Source organism: Cedecea sp. FDAARGOS_727, assembly GCF_012273235.1.
In the GTDB taxonomy this organism is placed as follows: Bacteria; Pseudomonadota; Gammaproteobacteria; order Enterobacterales; family Enterobacteriaceae; genus Cedecea; species Cedecea davisae.
The window spans coordinates 1,244,864-1,268,707 of the sequence record NZ_CP050966.1; the positions used below are offsets into that span (position 1 = coordinate 1,244,864).

Genomic DNA, 23,844 nt, shown 5'->3' on the forward strand with positions numbered 1-23,844 from the left:
ATATTCCTGTTAGCCACTTTACCGATCGTGCTTGAATGGTTTATGTCTTTTTTTATCCTGATAAAGGCATTACGTGTGCAGTAAGGAAAGTCTGTTAATAGCCGATGTCACGCAGCCGCGGATCCTGGAAGACGGAAGTCATCATACCGGCAAACTTTGCACAATCCAGATAGGGGCAATCCGGGCGATATACCAGTTCTATGTTGAAATCATTGAACTGACCGGATAGCAGATGGATTTCTATCTTGCTCTTTACTTCGCTACTGATCGAACAACGTAACACCAGCGAGACGCCTTTACCGGCGGCAATACTTGAAAACAGCACAGGGTAGGAACCACACTCCACTACACGTTTGGGTGTGATATTGCCTTCGCTGAAGAGCACATTGAAATTGCGGGTTGAGGTTGCACATTTTTTACTGCTGAGTAAAAAAACCTCACCATCCAGGCTGGATATATCGGTAATAGAGGGGCGATTTTTCTCAGTAATAATCACCAGCTCGCTGGAAAGTAATATGGAACGTGTATGTTGTGCGTTGGAAAATCCAGCGCCAATGATGACCGCATCAAACTCATTTTTATCAAAGGCGCTCAGCAAGCTGATTGTATTCCCGATGGATATATCGATATTCCAGCCCAGATCCTGCCCTAAATCAATCAACGAACTAATAATATAAGGGGGTAAGCATTCAATTATTCCCACCCTGATGGTTATCTGATTAGTTTTAGAGTAGGAAATATTGTTTTTGCAATCATCCGCAAGATTCAGAATTTTAAGTGCGTAATCATAAAGTATCTGGCCTTGCGCTGTGGGTGAGCATCCATCATTTTTTCTATCAAACAAGATTACATCAAGGTTATCTTCCAGGCTTCGTATTCGATGGGAAATACTGGATTGCACTCGATTCAGGCGCTCTGCGGCTTGGGTTATGTTCCCTGTCTCCACGACTGTCACGAACGCAAGAAGTTCACTTAGCTTCATTTGAGACCTCATGCTAAAAGTTAGTTCAATGTTTCAACAATATTTATAATTTGTTAAAAACCATTTGTCACTCTGTTTATGACTATTAACATAAGCCAGGCTAATGGCTGCAAGGAATCCTCCAGATCCTCCTCAGTAACAATCCGCCTTCCTTTATGCTTCATTCTAACCCCTCGTGCTCGCCTGATATGGCACAGGTATCAATCTTTTCGATGAGTACCTCGATTTTATTCGCTGGTTTTTCATTCTCATGCCCATTACGATTTTATCGGCAGGGCTCGTTCATTATATTAAAAATCAATTGGTTATTTAACTATATGCAAATGTATACCTTCCCGGGCCTTCATTACTTGTATTGGCGAAAACTTCTTTTCGTTTATGGGATAAAACATGGCGCACGCTGAGTTTGATAAAATAATGATCGAGCTGGTTGACTATGCTTATCAGCAAGCAACCTTTGACAATGAGACACTCCACCTGGCACGTTTTTGCCTGCTGGATTCGATAGGCTGTGCGATCGCTGCCTCCACTGACGACGACTGCTCCAGGCTCATGCGCAGTGTGCAATTCAGTAAAAACAGCGAGGGTGTACCTATAGTGGGCACCCCACTACGTTTAGGCCCGATTGAAGCAGCTTTTCAGATGGGTTCGATGATCCGCTGGCTTGAGTTCAACGATACATGGCTTGCGCAAGAATGGGGGCATCCATCCGATAACCTGGGGGCGATTCTGGCGGCTGCGGCATGGCGTAGCCTCTCCGATAGCACTCAGTCAGCTGTCAGTATGTCAGCCGTACTGAACACGATGATTCGCGCTTATGAAATTCATGGCGTGCTGTGCCTGTCGAACTGCTTTAATGCTCTGGGCATTGACCACGTCGTGCTGGTTAAAGTGGCCTCTGCCATCGCTGCCGCCCAAATTCTGGGATTATCAAAAGACCAGGCGCTCAGCGCGCTGTCCAATGCCATTATCGATGGCCATTCTCTCAGAACCTACCGACATGCACCAAACGCGGGAACACGTAAATCATGGGCCGCCGGTGACGCAACGGCACGCGGTCTGCAGCTGGCTCTTTTTGCACAAACCGGTGAGATGGGATACCCAACGGCGCTCACGGCCAGTCGCTGGGGGTTTGATGATGCCGTGCTCAGAGGCCAGCCGCTCAACCTGACGCGTAACCTGTCTGACTTTGTCATCAGGAACATCCTGTTTAAAGTCCCCAACCCGGCTGAATATCATGCTCAAACGGCAGTGGAGGCGGCTATTTGCCTTCGTGAGCGGATGCTATCTGATGGGTTCTCCCCTGAAAGCATTGAATATGTGCGCGTAGAAACGACGCGACCTGCGATTCAAATCATTGATAAGTCTGGCGTGCTGACTAACTCTGCGGATCGCGATCACTGCCTTCAGTACATGATTGCAGTAGGGCTTCAAACCGGAAATCTGACCATTAAAGATTTTCACGAACCTCTCGCCTCTGATCCCCAACTGGAAGCACTACGCCAGAAAATTACCTGTACTGAACGTCCTTCATTTACCGAGAGCTACTACGACCCGGAAAAGCGCGCGATCCCTAACGCACTCTACATAAAGTGTCATGGGATGGCGGAGGAGATCTCGGCACTCATCGAGTATCCGCTCGGTCATGTTAGCCGCCGTGAAGAATGTTTCGACGCACTTCTGACGAAATTCCATCTGAATCTTTCCGATAGCCCGCTACGAGACAGGGCACAGAGCCTGGCCGACATCCTGACTTCAGGCACGAAGCTGGATGCTATGCCCGTTACTGACTTCCTGAAAATGCTTTCCTTAGATTAAGAATTATAAAAAACCAAATAATTCATATCATTAGAGGTAATTAAAGTGAAAAAGGCAATACTGGTAGGCTGTGGTGCAGAGATTGGCGCAAACCTGTTGATTCAGAATGATCCGCAGCAGGATGGTTTCGCGATCCAGATGGTCGTGACGAATCCCCCTGCTGTAGATAAACATTATCCTGAACTCCGCCCAATAGACGGCATTGTTGCACGTCTGGCGATGGCTCAGCCCGGCATACAATCCCGGATCAACATTATCAGCAGCAACGTTCTGCAAATTAATGGTCGTGAAATTGGCTTTTTCTTTGGCGATTTAGCCAAAGAGTGCCCACCAGTCGAGGGACGATTCGATATTGGTTTTATAGCGACCAGCAAGCAGGATATGGATCTCAACAGCCCTGTAGCACGCAATATGTCAGAGCTGGCAGACGTAGTCCTGGGCGTTGCGGAGGCCGATAGCCTGCCTGCTATTTACGGCTGTCTGGGCAGCCTGACGGAAGGCGATATCAGTACGATACAGCGCCAGGTCGTTAACTCTGGCATGTTCTGCCTGGGCTCCTGCCAGACGAATGGTATGCATGCTTCATTGCGAGTCTTAAGCGACGCGCTGAGCGCTATTAATTGTAACGCTTCACATATTGTGGCGGTTGAAACCGATATTGTGCATCCCGCCCCCCCCAACGGCGTGCTGGGCACACGCTCGTTTGAAGGGCGAATGCAGGACGCCCGCGACAATCTCCGTCCCAGCTTTTCCCAAATTGCCATGAGCCAGAAAAAAGTGATGCCCTGGGCATCACTGGTGAATACCGTATCGTTACGTGCACCGGTTCATGCCCCGGGTTATCAGATAAATCGCTTTATCGTTAAAGATAATGGCGCGTTAAGCACCAATCTTATTGAGGCGGCAATTGAGCGGGTGAACAAAGCACATCCTTATATTGTCCAGGCCTCACGGACGCCGTTAGGCGGGCGTGCTTATGCTTACGAACAACGCTGCTCAACCATTCTCTCGGACACTAACCATTTGTTGATCCTTCGTCCGGCGTATCTGGCAGACCAGAATCTCAGCGAAGTTATCATCCAGTCGTTTGTTAATAATACGGTGGGTTACACCGCTGTTGTCCGTTCCGTAGCGCGCAATATCGCGCAGGGACAGCCCGTTGCCACTTTCCCGGGGATTGAAAAATGACCCGTTCACATACCGTTGATTTTTTGAGTTCTGGCTTTGTCGTGAAGACGGCCACGTTGGCAGCGTTTAATGCAAAGCTGAAGGCTGAGGTCGAGCAAATACGCACCTTACACGAAATCTACCCGGAGCTGATGGTTCCGGTTCTGCACGATGGCCTGGCCGCCGGTCGGCAGTTCTACGTTCTTGAAAAGAAAGACGCCCTCCCGCTCTCCAGCATTGTGTTTGATGAACGGCGGTCTCTGGGTGAGAGAAGAGAAATTATCCTGCATGCGCTGGAAAACATCCAAAAAGCAGTCAGCCTGGAGATAAGCAGCCAGTGTCCGCTGGCGAACGATATGCCGGCCAGATTACTGGAGGAATGGGAAGGCACGCGTTTTGCCCACGAACTGTTTGATAAACCGGTTTTGCTTAACGGCGCTCGCTTCGGCATCACGGCCAGGGAGGTCTTTGAAAAATCGCTGGATATGGCCCGTAGCGAGCAATTCCGTTCGGTGGAAAAAGCTCACTTCAATTTCCATTTTGGCAACGTGCTCTATAACGAGGAGCGATCCCAGACCAGCTTCATTGATCCCGATTTTTCTGTACGAGGCCTCGATCCGCTTTTTGGATTCTCCCGGTTTGCCTTTTCGTTTTGGCATGAACTGGCAGCCGAAGTTGAAGACTCGGTAAAAATCGTACCGATGTCAGACGCGCTTATGTTCGTTCTGGCGAAACAAGACTACGGCAATATCCTGAATGAAATCCCGGAAATAGGAGGCATTTCCGGCCTGCTGCCGCTGATGGGCGAAGATATGCGTAATCGATTTTATGTTCTCACAACCTACTGTTTCCTTAGAAGTATTCGTATCAACGGGAGCAAACAGGACTGGGAAGCACCGCGTTCTCCTGTGATAGCACGGCCTGAAGAGGTGCTGATGCTGGGCATGCTGGCTTATCTCGAAGGCGCGGGCGTTGAGAGCGAAAGTCTTTGCGCATAATTTCATCCCAATAAAGGACCTGAGGATATGTCGTTGGTAAGCAGTAGTCACACCTTAGAACAAGGCTTTGAAACGCCGAGGCGCTATCTGGCAGCGGCGGCCATCTTGATAGGCGTTTTGATGGCAGCGCTGGACAGCTCTATTGTCAATATCGCCTTACCCTCCATTGCTAATGCATTACAGGTAGATTCGGCCTCCAGTATCTGGGTGACCAACGGCTATCAGGTGGCGAGCGCAGCAACAATGCTGATTTGTGCTTCGCTCGGCACCAGGATAGGGGAGCGGCGCTTTTACACGATAGGGATGGTGCTGTTTACGCTGTCTTCTCTGGGCTGTAGCCTCTCTCCGACCTTTGGCGTACTGGTTTTCATGAGGGTACTTCAGGGGGTGAGCTATGCGGTCATGATAAGCGTTGGGCTGGGGCTTTACCGGGTTATCTTTCCCCCCGCCGCGCTGGGGACGATATTTGGACTGAATGCGCTGGCATTTGCGGTAGGCACGGCCATAGGCCCTGCGCTGGGCGGCCTGATAATTTCTTACCTGTCCTGGCCCTGGCTGTTTTATATCAACATTCCGCTGGGAGGGCTGGCCATTGTCTTTTCGCTGATCTCATTGGGTATGGATACCGAAAAAGAGAAGGGATTCGACTGGGGAGGGGCGATCAGTTCCGCAGTTGCATTAGGTCTGATGGTTATTGCCGTCGATCAAATCGGGCGCTGGGAAAGTCGTACTCTACTATTTTGCGGCGTTGCGTCTGTGGTGCTCTTCGCCGTCTTTATAAAAGCCCAGATGAGTTCGAATAACCCTCTGTTGCCGCTGGATATATTTCATTCACGGCAATATACCTTCGCGGTGCTCTCTTCTGTCTCTATGTTCGTTGCACAGGGGATGGCGCTGGTGGGGTTACCCTTTGTGCTACAGCATACTTATCACTACTCTGTGCTGGAATCAGCATTCATCTTTACCCCATGGCCGCTAGCTGTGGCGTTCTGTGCGCCGCTTGCAGGGAAGTTGTCGAACCGTTTCAATCCGACCCAGATATCCACCGTTGGCGTGGTGATATTTAGCCTCGGCCTGGGCTCACTGACGCTATTGCCGGATGCCGCGACGGTGAATGATTTTCTGTGGTGCGTGGCGGTTTGCGGGATTGGATATGGTCTATTCCTGCCGCCAAACAACAAAGAAATGTTTTTAAATGTCGCAGCAAATCGGACGGTAACGGCCTCCGGAGTACTGTCAACGGCCAGAACGGCAGGGCAATCTATTGGTGCCGCGCTGGTTGCGATGATCATTGCGTTGTTGAATGGCTTAACGGGGGACGCGGGCGTTCAATTTGCCGTATATGTGTTTGGGATGGCCTGCGCCATAGCGGCAATATCGTCTCTTGCCAGTACGCTACGCCTGCATCGCTGATGGACTGAGGCGAGCCCGGAATTATGCAGGCAAGAGCAACAAACAAAAAGGGCTGACGCTATCGTCGGCCCTTAGTTTTTCAGGAGAGCTGATACTTAACTCATACCAGCGCGCGGAGTTCTTCTTTCATATAAGAAGAAAAGTATTCCGGGTGTTTGGCGATAACACGATCGCCAGCCTCAATTTTATCGGCCCAACTGGCCAGTTTTTTCGTGAACTCGGCGTTCCAGCCTTCCTGAGTGCCTCGCGCTGTAATTTCAGCTGCGCTGGCCGGCACTCCTAACTGCTTCAAATACTTGAGCATTTCCTTCGCTGTACTTTCGTCCATCGGATGTGGTGCAGATGCGGATGTATTCATACCACCAATGAAGTCTAATGCTTTATCAATTACCTCTGGCATATTTTTATCCTTAAAATTAACCACTTAATCAATAAGACTATAGTTCGCAAGATTAAAGATATCACTAATCCTGATTCATTTTTTCAGGGTCAGTCACGTTTAGACCCCTATAAAATCCTGATAGACGCCACAACCAACCGATAAGGGCCAAAGCCCATTCTTCAACACCTTTACAGCTGAGTAAAAAACGAACCTTTACAAGCGTGCGATGATGTTTTTATAAGTTATCATCATAATTTTATTAAATTATATAAGCCAAGTGCTTTAATATTTATTTTCAGCCAGATTAAAAAATTAAGATTTCAAATCTCCCATGCAGCCCCCCCCCTGTCAAAAAATGCAACCAACTATCACAGAGATCTAAAATCTTTAGAAAGATCAAAAGATTTATAATGCCTCTTCTTTAAACTTCCGTCAGCAATCCGGTCGCTCATTTCTTTTATAAAATAATCAATATCATCACACCTATTATTATCCGGGAGATCCGGGTAGTTATACTCCCACCATTTTATTGATAATAATTCTTTAACGACATCAGTATTGAATCGATATTTAATAACCCTGGCAGGGATGCCACCCACTAACGCATAAGGAGGTACGTCTTTTGTCACCACCGAGTTTGCCGCAATAACAGCCCCATCTCCAATCGTAATTCCGCCTTTCAAAACCACGTCGTTGCCAATCCAGACATCGTTACCTATAACCGGATTTTTTTGAGTAGTATCAAACGGTTTTAATATCCACTCGCTATTAAATTCAGTCCTTGCATACCGATCAAAGTCCCCGTTGTAGGTCAGCATATGCGTGGTAAATCTATCCATTGGATGATTCCCTCCCATTATCTTCACATGTGAGGCAATGCTACAAAATCTACCGATAACAACGTTTCCTGAAAAATGGCAAGTTGGGAATGAAAATGCGCCCACGCTGGAAAAATTCCGCACCGGCATTGTTGAATATTCTTCGGCTATGACATTATCGTCGATTTTAACTTTATCACCTTTAGCGAGGCGTAATAAACTCTTCTCTTTATAAACCTTCTTACCTTTATGACCCAGGAAAATATGATTATCTGCGCAATACTCATGATGTTTGCGGGTCCATCTAAATGCATATCCATTATTATTCTCTTCAGTAAACTTAAATAATTCACTTTTCATATTCACAGAATCTATAAAATTAGTCTAATATTAAAAATAACGATAACCCACAAGCCTATTTTTATCAATATCCACCAGGAAGTTAATACATAAATCTGTGACTGACCAGAAATAGGCAATGCGTACTTTTTAGGTTAGAAACTGAATCATTCACAAGCGCCGTTAACAAAATGCAGGGGAAGCACGTCGAGAGAACGAAGGATAAGACTTCGCTGCGACCAGGCGGCCTCACCCGACTGCGCCAATCTGCCCTGAGTAAACAATGCCGTGGCCATTTGCTCAGCCTGAAACTGCGCCAGGAATTGGCCTATGCACTGATGCATACCGATGCCAAATCCAAGCTGACGCTGGGCGTTTTTCCTGCCGGGGTTGAAACTGGCAGCCTCTTCAAAAACGGACTCATCGCGGTTAGCTGAACCCAGGCACAACAGTAAATTATCGCCCGGGCGTAATTCCCTGCCGTGGAGCTCTGTCGGAGACTGAACTTTGCGGCGCACCATTTGCAGCGGAGATTCAAAGCGCATTGTTTCGGTCACAATGTCGCGCATTCGTAGCGAGCCATTTTGCACCCCTTTCTGTAGCTCAGTGCGCTGCGCCAGCATCAATAGCAGGTTTCCCGTCAATGCCTCGCTGGTTTCACTGCCACCTATCAGCATAGTGATACAGTCCGTACTGAATCTCTGTTGCAACGTTGCCAGGTCGCCATCATAGCCTTTCACCAGCGAGCGGAAAAACAACGAGTCATAACCCGCTAAATGGGCCTCCAGCAGCTGATTAAAACCTTTATCCAGTTGGCTCATCGCTTGCATAAGCTGTTTCAGTCCAGCGTCATCAATTGCGCTGGGATCGAGCAATAAACGAATCGCGGTCTTTTCCCGCTCAACAATCTCCTGCAGCTCCGGCGGTAGATTAAGCCAACGGGTAAAAACCTGCCTCCAGAGCGGTGCAGCAAAATCGCGAATGCCATCAAAATGCCGCCCAGCGGCGGCGTGAGTTGCCAGCTTTTGAGCCTGCCGGGTAACCATCTCACTCACTTCATTCCAGGCTTCGCCCTTGAATAATGCCTGCAGCGCCAAACGGTGAGAGGCATGTCGTTCGCCATCCTCAAAAAGGACAATCCCGAAGAGAAAAGCGCGCAAGGCGGGAGAAAGCTCAAAACCCAGACGATCCAGTTCGTTATGCAGTTGTTCCGGAATGCCTGAGCTAATAAAAGATCGATTCTTTAAAACGTTAGCAATGTCATGATAACGCGTAAGTATCCACGTCCTGCCGAGGCGAACCAGCGGCTGCTCGCCACGCATATTGCTGTACACTGCGTAGAGATTAGCGTGGAAGTCGGGAGAGGCTGGGTTAAAACGGAGCAATTTGTTACGCGTTTGAGTCATGCCAGAACCCTCGATAACGTGACGAATATCACATTGAGTTAAGCAGACGTCCGTTTCACGTCAACGACAAACTGATTAAATTTCACACAAAAATAAAAGCTCGAGCAAAACTCGAGCCTCCTTTTTAAAACAGCGAGCGGTAACCCCTTAGAACTGTTCCCAGTTTTCAGACCCGGTTGCCACCGCTGCGGGCTGGCGTTTGATAGCCTTTGGTACAGCAGGAGACGGGCGAGCGTTTGCGGCAGCAAGTGACTGCCCGGTATTAAAGATGCTCATCAACTGCACTAATTTGGCGGCCTGGTCGCTCAGGCTATCTGCGGCGCTGGCAGATTCCTCAACCAGGGCGGCATTCTGCTGGGTCACCTGATCAAGCTGGGTAATCGCCACGTTAATCTGATTAATGCCCTGCCCCTGCTCTTCAGTAGTCACGCCTATCTCGGAGATCAGGCCCGCAACGCGGTGAGACTGTTGAACCAGGTCATCGATCGTAACGCCCGCCGAACTCACCATATCCGATCCTTTTGTCACCGTACGCATGCTGTCCTCAATCAGTGCCTTAATTTCGTTAGCCGCTGAAGCAGATCGCTGTGCCAGGGAACGAACCTCTCCGGCTACGACCGCAAAGCCACGCCCGGATTCTCCGGCACGAGCCGCTTCCACCGCGGCATTCAGCGCCAGGATATTGGTCTGGAAAGCAATACCGTCGATAACGCTGATGATATCGCCAATCTTCTGCGAGCTGTTGCTAATTTCCTGCATGGTCAACACAAGATTATTCACCGCGTTGCCGCTTTTGGTCGCGGTCTCGCTGGCGGAGTTTGCCAGGCGAGTCGCCGCCCGAACCGTCTCGGCGTTCTGCTGAATGGTCTGGCTCATTTGCTCCATTGAGGCCGCGGTTTCTTGCAGGCTGGCGGCCTGCTCCTCGGTGCGCTGACTCAGGTCGGTACTGCCGGCAGCAATCTCACTGGCGCCGATTGAAACGGAGTGGCTGCTGTCGCGTACCTCGCGGACAACACCCAGCAGGCGGGTGCGCATCGCATCCATCGCGGCAAGCAGGCTGCGGGTATCGCCAGCCTTCAGCTCGACGCCAGTATTGAGCTGCCCTTCAGAAACTTGTTTAGCCACTAAAGCGGCATAAGTTGGCTCACCGCCAAGCTGCCCTTTAACCGCGCGGCTAATTCCCCAGGCTATCAGCGCGCCAATCAGGGCACTGATAATAGTAATAATAAGCAAAAGGTTACCGGCATAATGAGCTTCTTCAACATAATGACGGGACATACTAACCGTAGAACCGGAGTGATCGGAAATCATGTCGCTAAGCGCATCCAGCACCCGAGCCTGAGGGCCGATAACTTCATTAATCACCAGCGCACGGGCAGCGTCGTACTGCCCGGCAGCGCTCACTCCCATCACTTTGCGCAGCGCCTGTGAATAGGCGGGGCGAACGTTATTCAGATTGTCGAACAGCTCGCGGGAACGCTTGAGCTTCAGCGCCTTATCCAGCTGCTGTAACAGGACGTTGTTATCGGCAATGCGCTTTTCGAGCACCAGGTTGGTTTTTTGGATGTATTCCCGGCTCTCTTCTTCGGTATGCGGCAGCGTGGTGTACAGCGCCATATCGCGAATATCGTGGGCGTTATCGGTAATGTTGTCTTTAATTTTTACGATAGTCAGTAAATTCACCAGGCGAACATTCGCGGCGTAATTAAGATTATTTCCGACTGAAACCAACTGCATTCTGGCAAATAATGCGACAAAAAATCCAATGGCGATGACCAGCGCAAAGCCGGCACCCAGCATGGTGCTGAGTCGCATATTTTTCAGTTTGTTCATAAATCCCTCTGAGCTTTTATGGTTATATCGCAGGCAAGAAGAGGAGGTAATCGGTAGAAATCACATCAACGGTTGCGACTATAGTTTTAAAATTATCAAAAAAAACATCGGCAACGAAAATGAATTCTTTAGCGCTATTTATGAATTTTTAACAATAGCAAAATAATGACAAAAACATTACGGCTAACGCAGGCGTAATTTATATAATCAGAAAAGAATAAAACTACTATATTTAGGGATAGCAGCCCCGCACCTTTTTGTGGTTAACGGGGTTTTAATTAAATTAAAAAATCATTGATGATTATTTATCGGCAATGAAGTGGTCGTCTTCGCCTACCGGGATGTAGACACGCACCCACTCCTTACCGTCAACAATATCCCAGCTGTGGCCTTCTCCTGCCGTGTCCGCCGCAAGTAGTACCGTTCCAGGCTCGATAATGAAGGTGGAGCCATCGCTGACCTTAAACTTCAGCTTGCCCTTCAGGGTCACCACATACTGTTTTTTCGGTGCCGGATGAACGCCTTTTTGCCACTCTTCAAAGGTGTTGCTGAAATAGAGATCCTCGGAGGAGAGCTTTGCCAGAGAGGGAATGGAGCCCTTAACAAAGGCGGAATGATTATCTGCCGTATTAATTAACTTCACTGCCGGAATACGGTGTTCAGCATTTACACTTTTTACTGATTCAGCCTGTCCCACCATAGCAAAAAGCAAACCGGCGGTCGCCAGCAGAAGCCGTGTTATTTTTTTCATTATTATTTCCAGAGTTAAGTTCAGCTTATTGTCTTCAGGTGAATCAATCACCAACGAACTGAATAAAATACCGCCGTAGTACATCAGAGGTACATAGCTTCGTCAATATCGCACCATTCATGTTTTTTTAATTAAAAAATTAAATATACATAAAGAAATTCACCGCACTGGAAATAACAGATATTCATTCCATCATAAGTTAAATAACTAGCCGTGGCGGCTGTAATAAGGAGAAGATGAAGATTGCATGCTTGAGCCAGATGCTGCCGGGATATCGAAGCGCCGCGCCTTCGCCTGATTGACTGAACCAGCTGGCAATAAAAAACGCTGATTGACCGGCAATCAGCGTTTGGAGGGGGCTAACAAAGCGCTATCAGAGTTTTTCGCCGTTAGTCGCGATAACGTCCTGATACCATTTGAAGGATTTCTTGCGGCTGCGGCTCAGGCTGCCGTTGCCTTCGTTGTCTTTATCAACATAGATAAAGCCGTAGCGTTTTTTCATCTCGCCCGTCCCGGCGGAAACCAGATCGATGCAGCCCCACGGGGTGTAGCCCATCAGGTCAACGCCATCTTCAACTACCGCTTTCTTCATTTCGGCAACGTGGGCAGACAGGTAATCGATGCGGTACTGGTCATCCACGTAGCCGTCTTCCTGAGCCACATCAATCGCGCCGAAGCCGTTTTCAACAATAAACAGCGGCAGCTGGTAGTGATCCCAGAACCAGTTCAGCGAATAGCGCAGGCCAACCGGGTCAATCTGCCAGCCCCAGTCAGATTTCTGCACGTAAGGGTTGGAGACCAGGCTTTTGCTTTCGTCGTAATCGAACTGCGGGTTATCGGCGCTCGCTTTGGTAGCAAACGACATGTAATAGCTGAACCCGATGTAATCCACGCAGCCTTCGGCCAGGGCAGCCAGATCTTCGCTGGTGATATCCAGCTCAAATCCACGGCGCTCGAAGTAGTTCAGCAGGTGCTGAGGATATTTACCGCGAACGTGCACGTCGGTGAACCAGTAGCGGCGGTGCATGGCGTTCATCGCCATCATCATATCGCCCGGTGCGCAGGTCAGCGGGTAGATTGGGCACATGGCAATCATGCAGCCAACCTGCAGCTCAGGGTTGATTTCGCGGGCGGCGCGTACGGCCAGCGCGCTGGCAACCAGTTCATAGTGGGAAGCCTGATACATCACCGGCTCGCGATCTTCGCCCGGCTGATATTTAAGGCCGGAGTTGGTGAACGGCGCGAAGTCTTCGTGGAAGTTGGCCTGGTTGTTGATCTCGTTGAAGGTCATCCAGTACTTCACTTTGTGCTGATAGCGGGTGAAGACCACTTTGGAGAAGCGCACGAAAAAGTCGATAAGCTTGCGGTTACGCCAGCCGCCGTACTCGGTCACCAGGTGATAAGGCATTTCGAAATGCGACAGGGTAATAACCGGTTCGATGCCGTGCTTCAGGCACTCGTCAAACAGATCATCATAGAATTTCAGGCCAGCTTCGTTTGGCTCCTGCTCGTCGCCCAGCGGGAAAATACGCGTCCAGGCAATCGAGGTACGGAAGCATTTGAAGCCCATTTCGGCAAACAGCTGGATGTCTTCTTTGTAGCGATGATAGAAGTCGATTGCCTCGTGGTTCGGGTAGTTTTTACCCTGCAACACGCCGTCGGTAATTTCTCGCGGTACGCCATGGGCACCCGCCGTCATCACATCGGCCACGCTAATTCCCTTCCCGCCTTCTTTCCAGCCGCCTTCCAGCTGATGCGCCGCTACCGCCCCACCCCACAGAAAGCCTTCTTTAAATCCGGACATATTCTCTCCCTCAATTAGAGATCGCAGGATGCGACCGATAGTGCTGATTAAAATGGTAGACCGCGCCGATTAATCCGGCGTCATTGCCGTGGCTGACGGTGTCGATGTATTCGTCAATCGTGAACCAGGCGAGATGCTCGCGCAGCAGGGCCAGGAAGCCGGGGCGCTCGACGATGCCGCCGCCCAGCAGAATTTTTTGCGGGTCGAACAGATTGACCAGGTTATAGAGGCCGGTTCCCAGGTCGTTAAAGAACTCCGTTACCAGGCGCTGGCAGACCACGTCGCCCGCGTCAAAACGGTCAAAAATCTCTTCGCCGCTGACCTCTTCGAGGGGGCGGCCGGCATAGTCGGCATAGTGTTTACGCAGCGTACGCAGCGTGCAGTTGTCGTTCATGGTGTAGCGGCGAACATCGCGCGGGCCAGGCCGCTCCGTCAGCATGTAGCCAAACTCTCCGGCACGAAAACGTGCGCCATGAACCAGTTGGTTATTACAGAAGATTGCGCCGCCGATGCCGGTGCCTATGGTCAGCACCAGGAAGTTGCTCATTTCACTCGCTTTGCCCTGCCAGCGTTCGGCCAGCAGCACGCAGTTGGCGTCGTTTTCAATGGCAACAGGAAGTTGGGTTTGCTCTTCAAGCCAGGCTTTGATGGCGAAGTTGTCGAAGCGGCGAATGGCACCGCCCATTTCGATGAAACCGGTGTGGGGATTAACGTAGCCCGGTGCGCTAATCGCAATCCCTTCACATTCGGGATGTGCGGCAATCCAGTTCAGCATGGCCCGCAGGATTTGTTCGCCATCGCTGTCGTTGATTGTCTCTTTGTCTTTTTCCAGCATCTCACCCTGCGAGGTGATAATGCCCATTTTCAGCGCTGTGCCACCGATATCAAACGCGGCAATTTTCATACGTTAATTTCTCCCGGATATACCCGCAGCGGCATATTCCCCGCCTGCAATGGAGAAAAGCTTAATCAATCGAAAGCCTATCCGGCAAGCGTGGAGAAATTACAAAATGAACAACTTATAAACCTGTTAAAATGCATTATTTACAGATAGTTAACCATGCTTTTAACAGCGCTTACAGAATAGGTTCATTTATTAGCTGAGTAATGAACCTCTTTTTCGAACAGAACTGTGACAGCCATTGCGAATACGGGCACCCGGACGTTAACCCACTTTGCGCGGCAGAAAATATTTCACCTGAAACTCAAACACGTTGGTATAGAGAATCGAATAGTCAATCGGGCCGTGACTTTCATCAACTGATTGAGTTTCCATGCGAATAATCGGATCACGTACGCTGATGTGCAGCAATTTGGCGATGTCGCTCGGCGGTAAAAGCGGCTGAAATGACTCGTAGCAGCCGTGAATTTTAACGCCGCACTCATCTTCAATGTAGGAAAATTTCGATCGTTTCATATGGTTCACCGTCAGGTCAGGGAAGCGGTTAACCGACAGCCAGGTCTCCTCCACCTGCATCGGCACGTTGTCGATGTGGCGCAGCCGCTTAGCGTAGTAAACCGGTTCGCCAATCGCCAGCTGCAGGCGGCTGGCTATCTCTTCGGAGGCCTGCTGTAGCTCAAACCTCAGCACCTGGCTTGAAGGTTTTTTCCCTTCGCTTTTAGCGATTTCCGTAAAGCTGTCCAGGTGGGTCACCGAGGCCTGGAAATGTTTGTTTCGCACATAGGTGCCGGACCCGTGCCTGCGCTCAATCAGGGCCTCATCTTCCAGCACCCGCAACGCTTTACGCAGCGTATTGCGCGAGACATTGTAGAACTCAGCAAGCTCTTTTTCCGGCGGGAGGCTGTCGCCGATATTGTAGGTCGGGCTGCTGATCCTGCTTTTTAGTAAGTTAACAACATCTTTGTAAACCACTTTTGAACCTCCCTATTTCATTAAAAAACAATTAATTACTATCTTAATCGCATTTGAAATTCAACACATGTTCATTTTTATCTTATTTATTGCACCACTCTGTGGTTACTAACTGTGATCGAAATGGCAGATGAAGAAATTGATATTCATTAAGTTAGCCGCTGTCTGATTACCAACAAAGAGTTAAGGGTAAAAATGAAGAATATTTTATTGGTTTGCGCCGCAGGGATGTCCACCAGCATGCTGGTTAAAAGAATGAAAGAACACGCCGAGGCGGGAAATATTGAGGTAAATATCAACGCACTGGCAATCTCAGAAGCCAAAGAAATAATCAAGAAAAATGGAGCCGATGTTGTTTTACTTGGCCCGCAGGTTCGCTTCCAGAAAAGTGAAATAGAGGATGTTGCTCAGGGTAAAATCCCTGTTTCAGTTATTGACATGAAACACTATGGGCAAATAGATGGAAAATCCGTTTTAGATACCGCATTAAATCTTTTGGCCAGTCATTAATTAGTGCCGCGTATAACATAAATAATTCATTGAATTTATCGTCACTTCTCTCGAGTTCCATCTCGTATTTCGTCGATAAATTCAAATAATTGTTCAATATCTCCCTTATGATAAAGGGCTCATCATGAGTATAATGAATGCCTTTGAACGCGGTATGGAAAAACTTCTTGTTCCTATTGCGATTAAATTAAACTCTCAGATACACATCTCGGCTATCCGCGATGCTTTTATATTGTCATTCCCGATTGTCATGGCCAGTTCTCTGATCGTGCTGATCAACTTTGCTATTTTGTCTCCGGATGGCTTTATTGCCTCGCTTTTGCATTTAGGTACGTTATTCCCGAATTTAGCCGAAGCGCAGAAGATCTTCTCGCCGGTGATGAACGGTTCGGTCAATATCATGTCGATAATGATTGCCTTCCTGGTGGCGCGTAATATCGCCATTAGCTACCAGCAGGACGACCTGCTGTGCGGGCTGACGGCAATCGGCGCGTTCTTCGTGGTCTACACGCCTTACCAAATGATTGACGGCTCGGCTTACCTGACGACCCAGTATCTCGGTCCGCAGGGGCTGTTCGTCGCTATCATCGTGGCGCTTATTACCGGCGAAATTTTCTGCCGCCTGGCGCGTAATCCGAAAATCACCATTACTATGCCAGCGGCCGTTCCGCCTGCGGTTGCCCGCTCTTTCAAGGTGCTTATCCCTATTTTCTTCGTGATGATTTTCTTCTCGGTGCTGAACTACTGCCTGACAAAAATCTCACCTAACGGCCTGAACGAACTGATTTATACCCTTATCCAGGCACCGCTGAAAAACATGGGCACCAACATTGTTGCTGTTCTGGTACTAGGCGTAGTGGCTAACTTCCTTTGGGTTCTGGGTATTCACGGGCCAAACACCGTGGCCGCTATTCGCGAGACTATCTTCTCCGAAGCCAACCTCGAGAACCTCTCGTTTGCGGCCTCCAACGGTACCACCTGGGGCGCGCCTTACCCGATAACCTGGGGCGGTATCAACGACGCCTTCGCCAACTACGGCGGCTCCGGGATGACGCTTGGCCTGCTGCTGGCAATATTTATTGCCTCACGCCGCGCCGACTATCGCGATATGGCAAAAATGGCCTTTGTTCCCGGCCTGTTTAACATCAACGAGCCCGTTATTTTTGGCCTGCCGGTAGTGCTGAACCCTATTCTGATTATTCCTTTTATTACCGTACCCTTCGTCAACTCGCTGGTAGGTTATTTCTTTGTCAGCATGGAGATTATCCCGCCAATTGCCTATGCGGTGCCGTGGACCACACCGGGGCCGCTGATAGCCTTCTTTGGTACCGGAGGGAACTGGCTCGCGCTAATTGTAGGGCTGCTGTGCCTGGCCATCTCCACTTTAATTTATTTACCGTTCGTTATTGCCGCCAATAAGGTAAATGCAGTTCAGGCGGCGCAATAGAAAGTACACCGATGATAGCGATTTAATTTTCACCTGCCTCCGGCAATTAATGTCGGAGGCAAATAATAATTATACTTCTGGGGTATTCTATGAATTCAAATTTATTGAAGGTCAGTCTATTGTCTTCAGCTATCCTGTTAGCGTTATCCTCAACCAGCGCAGTAGCGGCAAAATTAACGGTTGAGCAACGTCTGGAGCTGCTGGAAAGACAATTATCAGAAAACAAATCCGAACTAAATAAAACACAGAAAGAGTTAGCTGTTTATAAAGACAAGGTTGTTCAGCTACAAACCGCAGGCAGCAATAATCAATCCAGCACGGCGAATGTTAACCCTACGGTATATTCTCCGGTTGCAGATAACATCGAAAATGAAAATAATCATTTTGGCACTAAGCCTGCGCCAACGCCGGTTAAAGGCGACCAGAGAATTGCCGTCGCCAATAAAAAAGACGGTAAAACCAGCGTTGAAAGCGTGACGCTGAAAGACATCAGTAAATTTATTAAAGACGATATCGGCTTCAGCTACGAAGGCTATTTCCGTTCCGGCTGGGCCGCCGGGAACCGTGGTTCGGCGCAAACCTATGCCGCCGGGTCTCTGGGTCGTTTTGGTAACGAAATGAGCGGCTGGTTCGACTTAACGCTCAACCAGCGCGTCTATAATCAGGACGGCAAAACCGCCAACGCCATCGTCACCTATGACGGTAACGTGGGCGAGCAGTACAACGATGCCTGGTTCGGCGACAACAACGGCAATGAAAATATCATGCAGTTCAGCGATATCTTCCTGACCACGCGGGGTTTCCTGCCGTTTGCGCCGGAAGCCGACTTCTGGGTGGGTAAACACAAGTTGCCGGAATACGAAATCCAGATGCTCGACTGGAAGTCATTGACCACGCAGGTTGCCGCCGCCGTGGGGATCCAGAACTGGAACCTTGGCGTGGGCCAGCTTGACGCCTCCGTCAGCCGTAACGACGTCGATGTTTACTCCCGCGACTTTAGCCATACTACGCAAATGAACACCAACTCGGTTGATTTGCGCTACCGCAACATCCCGCTGTGGGAGAACGGTTCGCTGTCGTTGATGGGTAAATACGCCTTCGCCAACAAAACCGACGACCAGAAAACCAATGAAGATAATGGCTCGTTCTTCAAGCTGAAGGACACCTGGATGGCAACGGCCATCGTACGCCAGGATCTGCCGCGCGATACCTTTAACGAGTTTACGTTGCAGGTTGCCAATAACTCCTACGCCAGCAGCTTCGCCAACTTCTCGGGTGCCAGCAACTCAATGGCACCGGGCCGATACTACTATGGCGACCAGACCGACGGCGTGGCATGGCGACTGATTTCCCAGGGTGAAACCTACCTTGCCGACCGTATCATCATGGCAAACGCGCTGGTTTACTCCCACGGGGAAGACGTTTACAGCTATGAAAGCGGTGCCCACAGCGACTTCAACAGCATTCGCGCAGTTATCCGCCCGGCATGGATCTGGGATACATGGAACCAGACCGGCCTCGAGCTGAGCTGGTTTGCCCAGAAAAACAAAACCGAGCAGGGCGTGAACCTGAAAGAGTCCGGCTACAAAACTACGCTGTACCATGCTCTAAAAGTCGGCCCGAGCCTGCTCGGCTCGCGTCCTGAGATTCGTTTCTACGGCACCTATCTGAATATCCTGGATAACGAGCTGTCGCAGTTCCGCTTCAACGAGAACAGCAAAAACGAGTTTATGGCGGGCGTTCAGGCTGAAGTGTGGTGGTAATCTTCGGTTAAACACATAAAAAACCCGTCTGCTCAGACGGGTTTTTCTTTTCCAGTCAGCTTGCGGCCGCGCAGCTGTCCGGCACGTTATTCAAGCCTTCCGCTCCGCGAGTAAAAGACTTGAAACGCTGTTGATCATCCAGCTTGATGATGTACAGCGAGTCAAAATCAGAACCCGGCCACTTAGGCACCACCGCCGGATCGCCGCCGGTTTTTTTCACCAGCTTCTGCGCCGCCACGACCAGATTTTTATGCTCCCAGGAGACAAACGTTAGGTGATTGCTGCCCTGACTTTTCAGCAGAGCATCAACCAGGCCATCCGTTTGCTCGGCGTGGTAATGCAGGTCGATAGCCTGTGAAAGTCGAATGGCGGTCGGCGTAATTGTCGTCAGCGGGCGCAGGGAGCTACCGGTTTTGTTCTCTTTCGGCGCAGAGGCATAAATCGCGTCAGGTTTACCGTACTGGCTAAGTAATACCGAAGGCAATTGCAGCGCGCGGTTTAGCCCTTTACAGGTCAGCTGCCCGCTATTGTTGTCCGGCTTTTCTCCGTGACGTAAGAACACAATCGTGCTGTCCGCACTGGCTATCATCGGGGCAAGTAACGCGGAACCAAGTAATACGACTAGCGCTTTTTTAATCATTTTTCTCACGTTCAACTGGGGGAAAGAGACATTAATATAGAGAATAAATCAGCCAATAAAACAAAACTTTGGTAACCAGAAGTCACACCACTCTCGCCCGCGCATCCGGTTAACAAGCCGCCTGCATTTTGCTATCCTCATGCCCGATATCGTGATGATATATTCTATAAAAATCATTAAAAACAATTAATAAGGAACCTCCGTGAACGCCCAGAACGAGATGTTTATCAAAGAGATTGAGTGGTCCCGTCGCCATATGGTTCGCACCCTGAAGCAGGTTGAAGCGCTGCCTGACTTAAGCCACGTCCGCCTCGCCTGCAATATGCATCTCGACCTGAAGATGATCCCTCTGGTGGAAGGCCTGCTGAAGAAAAACGCCAAAATATTCCTCACCACCTGCAACCCAACCACCGTGCAGGATGACGTGGTGGCTTATCTGGTCGCCGCCGGAGCCGAAGCCAGCGCGTGGCGCAATATGAGCGATGCAGACTGGCGCAACGCCTGGGAAAAAGCCATCGACTGGCGCCCGACGCACCTTTGCGAAATGGGTGCCGACATCACCACTTTGCTGCACCAGCGCGGCGAATTTGGCGATGTTGTGGCCTGCCTGGAAGCCACCGGCTCCGGGGTTAACCGCCTTGCCGACCTGCGCCCGGGCTACCCAATCTTCAACTGGGACGACCTCCCGGTTAAAGAAGGCCTGCACAACCGCCACATGGTTGGCCTCACCGCGTGGCAAACCTTCTTCCAGACCACTCACCTGACGCTGCATGAAAAACGCGTTCTGGTTATCGGTTATGGCCTGGTGGGCCAGGGCGTTGCCGCGGCGGCCAAAGCCTACGGTGGCCAGGTTATGGTGGCAGAACTCGATCCGGCTCGCCGCCTGCAGGCCGCTTACGATGGCTGGCACGTAGTTGATATTAATGATGTGATTACCACAACTGACGTAGTGGCAACCGCTACAGGCGCGAAGAAAGTGGTTAGCGCTGCGGTGCTGGATAAGGCAAAAGACGGCGTATTCATCCTCAACGTCGGCCACGTTGCCGAAGAGATCGACTGCGGCTACCTGCAACAATTCCCGAACGAAGAAGTGATGCCGTTTATCAACGCTTATCAGCTGAACGGCAAAACGCTGTACCTGATGGCGAACGGCTCGATGCTGAACCTGACCGCCGGATTCGGCGACAGCCTCAACGCGTTTGACGTGACCCTGGCGGTGATGGCGAGCGGCATAAAACACATCGTGACCGACGGCCAGCAGGCAGAAAAAGCCGTTTATCTGCTGCCACAGTCCGTATGGCAAAAAGCGTTGTAAGCACATTTAGCATACCGATTATGTAAGGAGCCACCCGGCTCCTTAATTTTTTTTCAAACGTCCCCGAATAAACTCCCCCGCCCGATTGTTTACTCCTTACCAGAACCTGAGGAACAAATAATCATGAGCCACCAGCCCCCTGAAGCCCGAGCCGGGCGTAAACGCTACGACGCCTTTAGCATCACCCTGCACTGGTTAACCGCCGGATGCGTTATTTTCCTGTTTGCCAGCGCCCATATCTGGGAAGCCCTCGAGCGCGGAACGCCGCTGCGCAAAGGATTACAGTCGCTGCATATCTCTTTTGGCATTCTGCTGAGCGCCATCATCCTGGCAAGGCTTGCCTGGCGCATTAGCGCTGCGTTCTCGCCATCAAGAAAGATGGAGAAAGTGCCGATGCCGGGCGCATTTCGCATCGCCGCCCACGCCACTCACGGCGTGCTGTATCTGCTGCTGATAGCTCAGGCCACGCTCGGCTTTCTGTTCCGCTGGGCGCAGGGAGAGCCGTTTTGGTTCTTCAATATCATTGAAATTCCCGACCTGTTTAACATTGACCCAATGCTGCGCCGTACCTTCGGCATGCTGCATAACAACGTGGCGTGGGCGCTGGTTATTCTGGCCGGCGCACACGCCGCCGCCGCGCTGCTTCACCACTATGTTCTACGTGACGGCACGCTACGCCGCATGCTTCCCGCCTGCAAAGGCCACTCTCGCTAACCCACAGGACAACATCATGAAAACGCATTCAACCGCTAACCTGCTGCCTTTGCTGTGCCTGGTCGCCAGCGGCCTGCTTTACTCCGCCGCCGCCAGCGCAATGGGCGATGATGATTCGAAAACGCCGGACTGCCCAAAAGGCCAGGTTTACGACAGTAAAACCAAAACCTGTCTGGTCGAGAAGAGCAGCATGATCGGTGACCAGGACAAAACCCAATATGCTTATCATCTGGCAAAATCCGGCCGCTATCAGGAGGCCTTAAACCTGCTGGATACTTTGCAGCAGCCCAATACTCGCGAAGCCTGGAACTACCGCGGCTATGCCACGCGTAAATTGGGGCGTACTGACGAAGGGATCGGCTATTATCAGCGTTCCATCGCTCTCGATCCGCATTATGCCAAAGTGCGTGAATATCTCGGTGAGGCGTGGGTAATCAAAGGTCGCCCGGACCTGGCTAAAGCCCAGCTGGCGACGATTAAAACGCTCTGCGGAACCGGCTGCGAGGAGTATCGCGATTTGAAAGCCGCCATTGACGGGCACCCGGAGTCATAAGTTTGAGGGCATAAAAATCACCGTCAACGAAGTTCGTTTACAGCTGGGACTGCATCTTGCCCGCCTCTGGCGCTACGGCATGGTGCTGTCCCGCAATCGCGATGTGGCTGAGGATTTGGTTCAGTCTACCTGCGTGCGCGCCCTTGAGCGCGGCGACCAGTTTCAGTCCGGCACCCGAATCGACCGCTGGCTGTTTGCGATTTTGTACTCTATCTGGATCAACGAAATCCGCGCCCTGCGCGTTCGCCAGGGCCAGGGCTTTGTCGACGGCGACGAACTCAGCGCCCTGGCCGACGTGGAAAGCACCGAGGATCGCCACCAGTATCACGCCCTGCTACAGCAGGTCAGCGAGCTTCCCGAAGCGCAGCGCAACACGGTATTTTTGGTTTATGTAGAAGGTTTTAGTTATCAGGAAGCCGCCAACACGCTGGCTATTCCCATCGGCACCGTGATGAGCCGCTTGGCCGCCGCGCGCCTGACGCTGGCAAAACAGCTGATGCCGACGATGAAGAAGGAGCTTAAATGACACGTCAATCCTTCTCCGCTCCGTGGAGCGATGAGGCCATCGTTGCCTGGCTGGACGGCGAGATGAGCGAAGCAGAGCGCGGCGCTTTTGACCAGCAGTTGAACAAAGACGCCGGGCTTGCCGTTCGCGTGGAACAGCTGATGCAAAGCAACCAGCCGTGGGAGCAGGCTTTTGCCCCGCTGCTACAGGATGCGCCGCTGGAAAAAATGCAGGCCAAACTCCAGATATTGCTTCACCAGCCGGTGAAGGTAAAACCGCAGCCTGAAGGGGTTAGCCGCCGTAGCCTGATTGCCGCCTCGCTCAGCTTCCTTGCCGTAGGCGTGCTGGCCGGACGTTTTATTCATCCTGAGGAGAAAGAGCTTAGCGGCGAGACGGAAATCCGTGACCTGATAGCCCAGTACATGTCGCTGTACAGCGCCGAAACGCTGGCGGATATCAACGTCACTCCGCAGGCGCTACAGCAGGGGCTAAACCGGATGCAGCAGGACATCGGGCTGACGCTTGCTCAGGACGAAATTCAGCTACCGGAAGCCGAGCTAAAAAGCGTGCGCATGTTGCGTTATAACAGCACATCCATCGCGCAAATCGCCTGGCTGCATGCCAGCTATGGGCCGATGGCGCTTTGTATATCGCGGGCTAAAACCGCCGGATCGGGCGGGCTGAAACATGAGGTACGCAGAGGCCTGAACCTGGTCTGGTGGCGCGAGAAAGGTTTTGAATACGTGCTGATTGGCCGTAACCCGCAGCAGGACTTGCAAAATAGCGGCGAACTGTTGCAAGAGCAGATCTAAA

The 23,844-nt window shown here is 50.7% G+C and carries 22 protein-coding genes; 12 read left to right on the top strand and 10 right to left on the bottom strand.

Annotated features, from left to right (window positions below; all coding sequences use genetic code 11):
* Nucleotides 1-94: 94 nt before the first annotated feature.
* The gene (locus FOC35_RS05980) at nucleotides 95-982 is read right to left on the bottom strand and encodes a LysR family transcriptional regulator (RefSeq protein WP_172568425.1); all 888 of its coding nucleotides are present in this window, start codon (nucleotides 980-982) and stop codon (nucleotides 95-97) included.
* 390 nt (nucleotides 983-1,372) lie between these two features.
* On the opposite strand from FOC35_RS05980, the gene FOC35_RS05985 reads away from it, so the two are divergent.
* Genes FOC35_RS05985 through FOC35_RS06000 form a run of 4 tightly spaced genes read left to right on the top strand, consistent with a single transcriptional unit; the run spans nucleotide 1,373 to nucleotide 6,378 of the window.
* Nucleotides 1,373-2,800, top strand: a complete 1,428-nt coding sequence (locus FOC35_RS05985; RefSeq protein ID WP_172568426.1) for a bifunctional 2-methylcitrate dehydratase/aconitate hydratase — start codon at nucleotides 1,373-1,375, stop codon at nucleotides 2,798-2,800.
* A 45-nt stretch (nucleotides 2,801-2,845) separates the two neighbouring features.
* Complete coding sequence (locus FOC35_RS05990; RefSeq protein WP_172568427.1) at nucleotides 2,846-3,988, top strand: hypothetical protein; 1,143 nt, start codon at nucleotides 2,846-2,848, stop codon at nucleotides 3,986-3,988.
* Nucleotides 3,985-4,965 (top strand): hypothetical protein, encoded by a 981-nt coding sequence (locus FOC35_RS05995; RefSeq protein ID WP_172568428.1) that lies wholly within the window; start codon nucleotides 3,985-3,987, stop codon nucleotides 4,963-4,965. The genes FOC35_RS05990 and FOC35_RS05995 overlap by 4 nt, the downstream gene beginning before the upstream one ends.
* 27 nt (nucleotides 4,966-4,992) lie before the next feature.
* Nucleotides 4,993-6,378 (top strand): DHA2 family efflux MFS transporter permease subunit, encoded by a 1,386-nt coding sequence (locus FOC35_RS06000; protein ID WP_172568429.1) that lies wholly within the window; start codon nucleotides 4,993-4,995, stop codon nucleotides 6,376-6,378.
* A 100-nt stretch (nucleotides 6,379-6,478) separates the two neighbouring features.
* Here FOC35_RS06000 and FOC35_RS06005 read toward each other — a convergent pair whose 3' ends face one another.
* The 8 genes from FOC35_RS06005 to FOC35_RS06040 all read right to left on the bottom strand — a co-directional run bounded on the left by FOC35_RS06005 (nucleotide 6,479) and on the right by FOC35_RS06040 (nucleotide 15,584).
* Nucleotides 6,479-6,778, bottom strand: a complete 300-nt coding sequence (locus tag FOC35_RS06005; protein ID WP_039897871.1) for a DUF1889 family protein — start codon at nucleotides 6,776-6,778, stop codon at nucleotides 6,479-6,481.
* 350 nt (nucleotides 6,779-7,128) lie between these two features.
* Entirely contained in the window at nucleotides 7,129-7,938 is an 810-nt protein-coding gene (locus FOC35_RS06010) for a CatB-related O-acetyltransferase (protein ID WP_172568430.1), read from the bottom strand.
* 146 nt (nucleotides 7,939-8,084) lie between these two features.
* Nucleotides 8,085-9,323: a cytochrome P450 gene (locus tag FOC35_RS06015; protein WP_172568431.1), complete on the bottom strand. Its 1,239-nt coding sequence runs from the start codon at nucleotides 9,321-9,323 to the stop codon at nucleotides 8,085-8,087.
* 147 nt (nucleotides 9,324-9,470) lie between these two features.
* Nucleotides 9,471-11,156 (bottom strand): methyl-accepting chemotaxis protein, encoded by a 1,686-nt coding sequence (locus FOC35_RS06020; protein ID WP_172568432.1) that lies wholly within the window; start codon nucleotides 11,154-11,156, stop codon nucleotides 9,471-9,473.
* Nucleotides 11,157-11,457: 301 nt separating this feature from the next.
* Nucleotides 11,458-11,907 (bottom strand): hypothetical protein, encoded by a 450-nt coding sequence (locus tag FOC35_RS06025; RefSeq protein ID WP_172568433.1) that lies wholly within the window; start codon nucleotides 11,905-11,907, stop codon nucleotides 11,458-11,460.
* 373 nt (nucleotides 11,908-12,280) lie between these two features.
* Nucleotides 12,281-13,711, bottom strand: a complete 1,431-nt coding sequence (locus FOC35_RS06030; RefSeq protein WP_016534725.1) for a 6-phospho-beta-glucosidase — start codon at nucleotides 13,709-13,711, stop codon at nucleotides 12,281-12,283.
* Between the two features lie 10 nt (nucleotides 13,712-13,721).
* Complete coding sequence (gene bglK / locus FOC35_RS06035) at nucleotides 13,722-14,615, bottom strand: beta-glucoside kinase BglK (protein WP_016534724.1); 894 nt, start codon at nucleotides 14,613-14,615, stop codon at nucleotides 13,722-13,724.
* Nucleotides 14,616-14,876: 261 nt separating this feature from the next.
* Complete coding sequence (locus FOC35_RS06040) at nucleotides 14,877-15,584, bottom strand: GntR family transcriptional regulator (protein WP_016534723.1); 708 nt, start codon at nucleotides 15,582-15,584, stop codon at nucleotides 14,877-14,879.
* Between the two features lie 195 nt (nucleotides 15,585-15,779).
* On the opposite strand from FOC35_RS06040, the gene FOC35_RS06045 reads away from it, so the two are divergent.
* From FOC35_RS06045 to FOC35_RS06055, 3 genes are all read left to right on the top strand, one after another.
* Entirely contained in the window at nucleotides 15,780-16,094 is a 315-nt protein-coding gene (locus FOC35_RS06045; protein ID WP_172568434.1) for a PTS sugar transporter subunit IIB, read from the top strand.
* Between the two features lie 124 nt (nucleotides 16,095-16,218).
* Entirely contained in the window at nucleotides 16,219-17,541 is a 1,323-nt protein-coding gene (locus FOC35_RS06050) for a PTS sugar transporter subunit IIC (RefSeq protein ID WP_016534721.1), read from the top strand.
* 89 nt (nucleotides 17,542-17,630) lie between these two features.
* Nucleotides 17,631-19,304, top strand: a complete 1,674-nt coding sequence (locus tag FOC35_RS06055) for a carbohydrate porin (protein ID WP_016534720.1) — start codon at nucleotides 17,631-17,633, stop codon at nucleotides 19,302-19,304.
* Nucleotides 19,305-19,359: 55 nt separating this feature from the next.
* On the opposite strand, the gene FOC35_RS06060 is transcribed toward FOC35_RS06055, so the two are convergent.
* Nucleotides 19,360-19,944 (bottom strand): histidine phosphatase family protein, encoded by a 585-nt coding sequence (locus FOC35_RS06060; RefSeq protein WP_016534719.1) that lies wholly within the window; start codon nucleotides 19,942-19,944, stop codon nucleotides 19,360-19,362.
* Between the two features lie 220 nt (nucleotides 19,945-20,164).
* Here FOC35_RS06060 and FOC35_RS06065 point away from each other — a divergent pair, with 220 nt between their 5' ends.
* The 5 genes from FOC35_RS06065 to FOC35_RS06085 all read left to right on the top strand — a co-directional run bounded on the left by FOC35_RS06065 (nucleotide 20,165) and on the right by FOC35_RS06085 (nucleotide 23,843).
* On the top strand, nucleotides 20,165-21,259 hold the full coding sequence (locus tag FOC35_RS06065) for an adenosylhomocysteinase (RefSeq protein WP_172570330.1): 1,095 nt from the start codon (nucleotides 20,165-20,167) through the stop codon (nucleotides 21,257-21,259).
* A gap of 123 nt (nucleotides 21,260-21,382) precedes the next feature.
* Nucleotides 21,383-21,973 (top strand): cytochrome b, encoded by a 591-nt coding sequence (locus FOC35_RS06070; RefSeq protein ID WP_172568435.1) that lies wholly within the window; start codon nucleotides 21,383-21,385, stop codon nucleotides 21,971-21,973.
* Between the two features lie 16 nt (nucleotides 21,974-21,989).
* Nucleotides 21,990-22,526 (top strand): M48 family metallopeptidase, encoded by a 537-nt coding sequence (locus FOC35_RS06075; protein WP_172568436.1) that lies wholly within the window; start codon nucleotides 21,990-21,992, stop codon nucleotides 22,524-22,526.
* Complete coding sequence (locus tag FOC35_RS06080) at nucleotides 22,504-23,052, top strand: RNA polymerase sigma factor (RefSeq protein ID WP_172568437.1); 549 nt, start codon at nucleotides 22,504-22,506, stop codon at nucleotides 23,050-23,052. Before FOC35_RS06075 ends, FOC35_RS06080 begins: the two co-directional genes overlap by 23 nt.
* The gene (locus FOC35_RS06085; RefSeq protein ID WP_172568438.1) at nucleotides 23,049-23,843 is read left to right on the top strand and encodes an anti-sigma factor; all 795 of its coding nucleotides are present in this window, start codon (nucleotides 23,049-23,051) and stop codon (nucleotides 23,841-23,843) included. The genes FOC35_RS06080 and FOC35_RS06085 overlap by 4 nt, the downstream gene beginning before the upstream one ends.
* The last annotated feature ends 1 nt before the right edge of the window (nucleotide 23,844 follow it).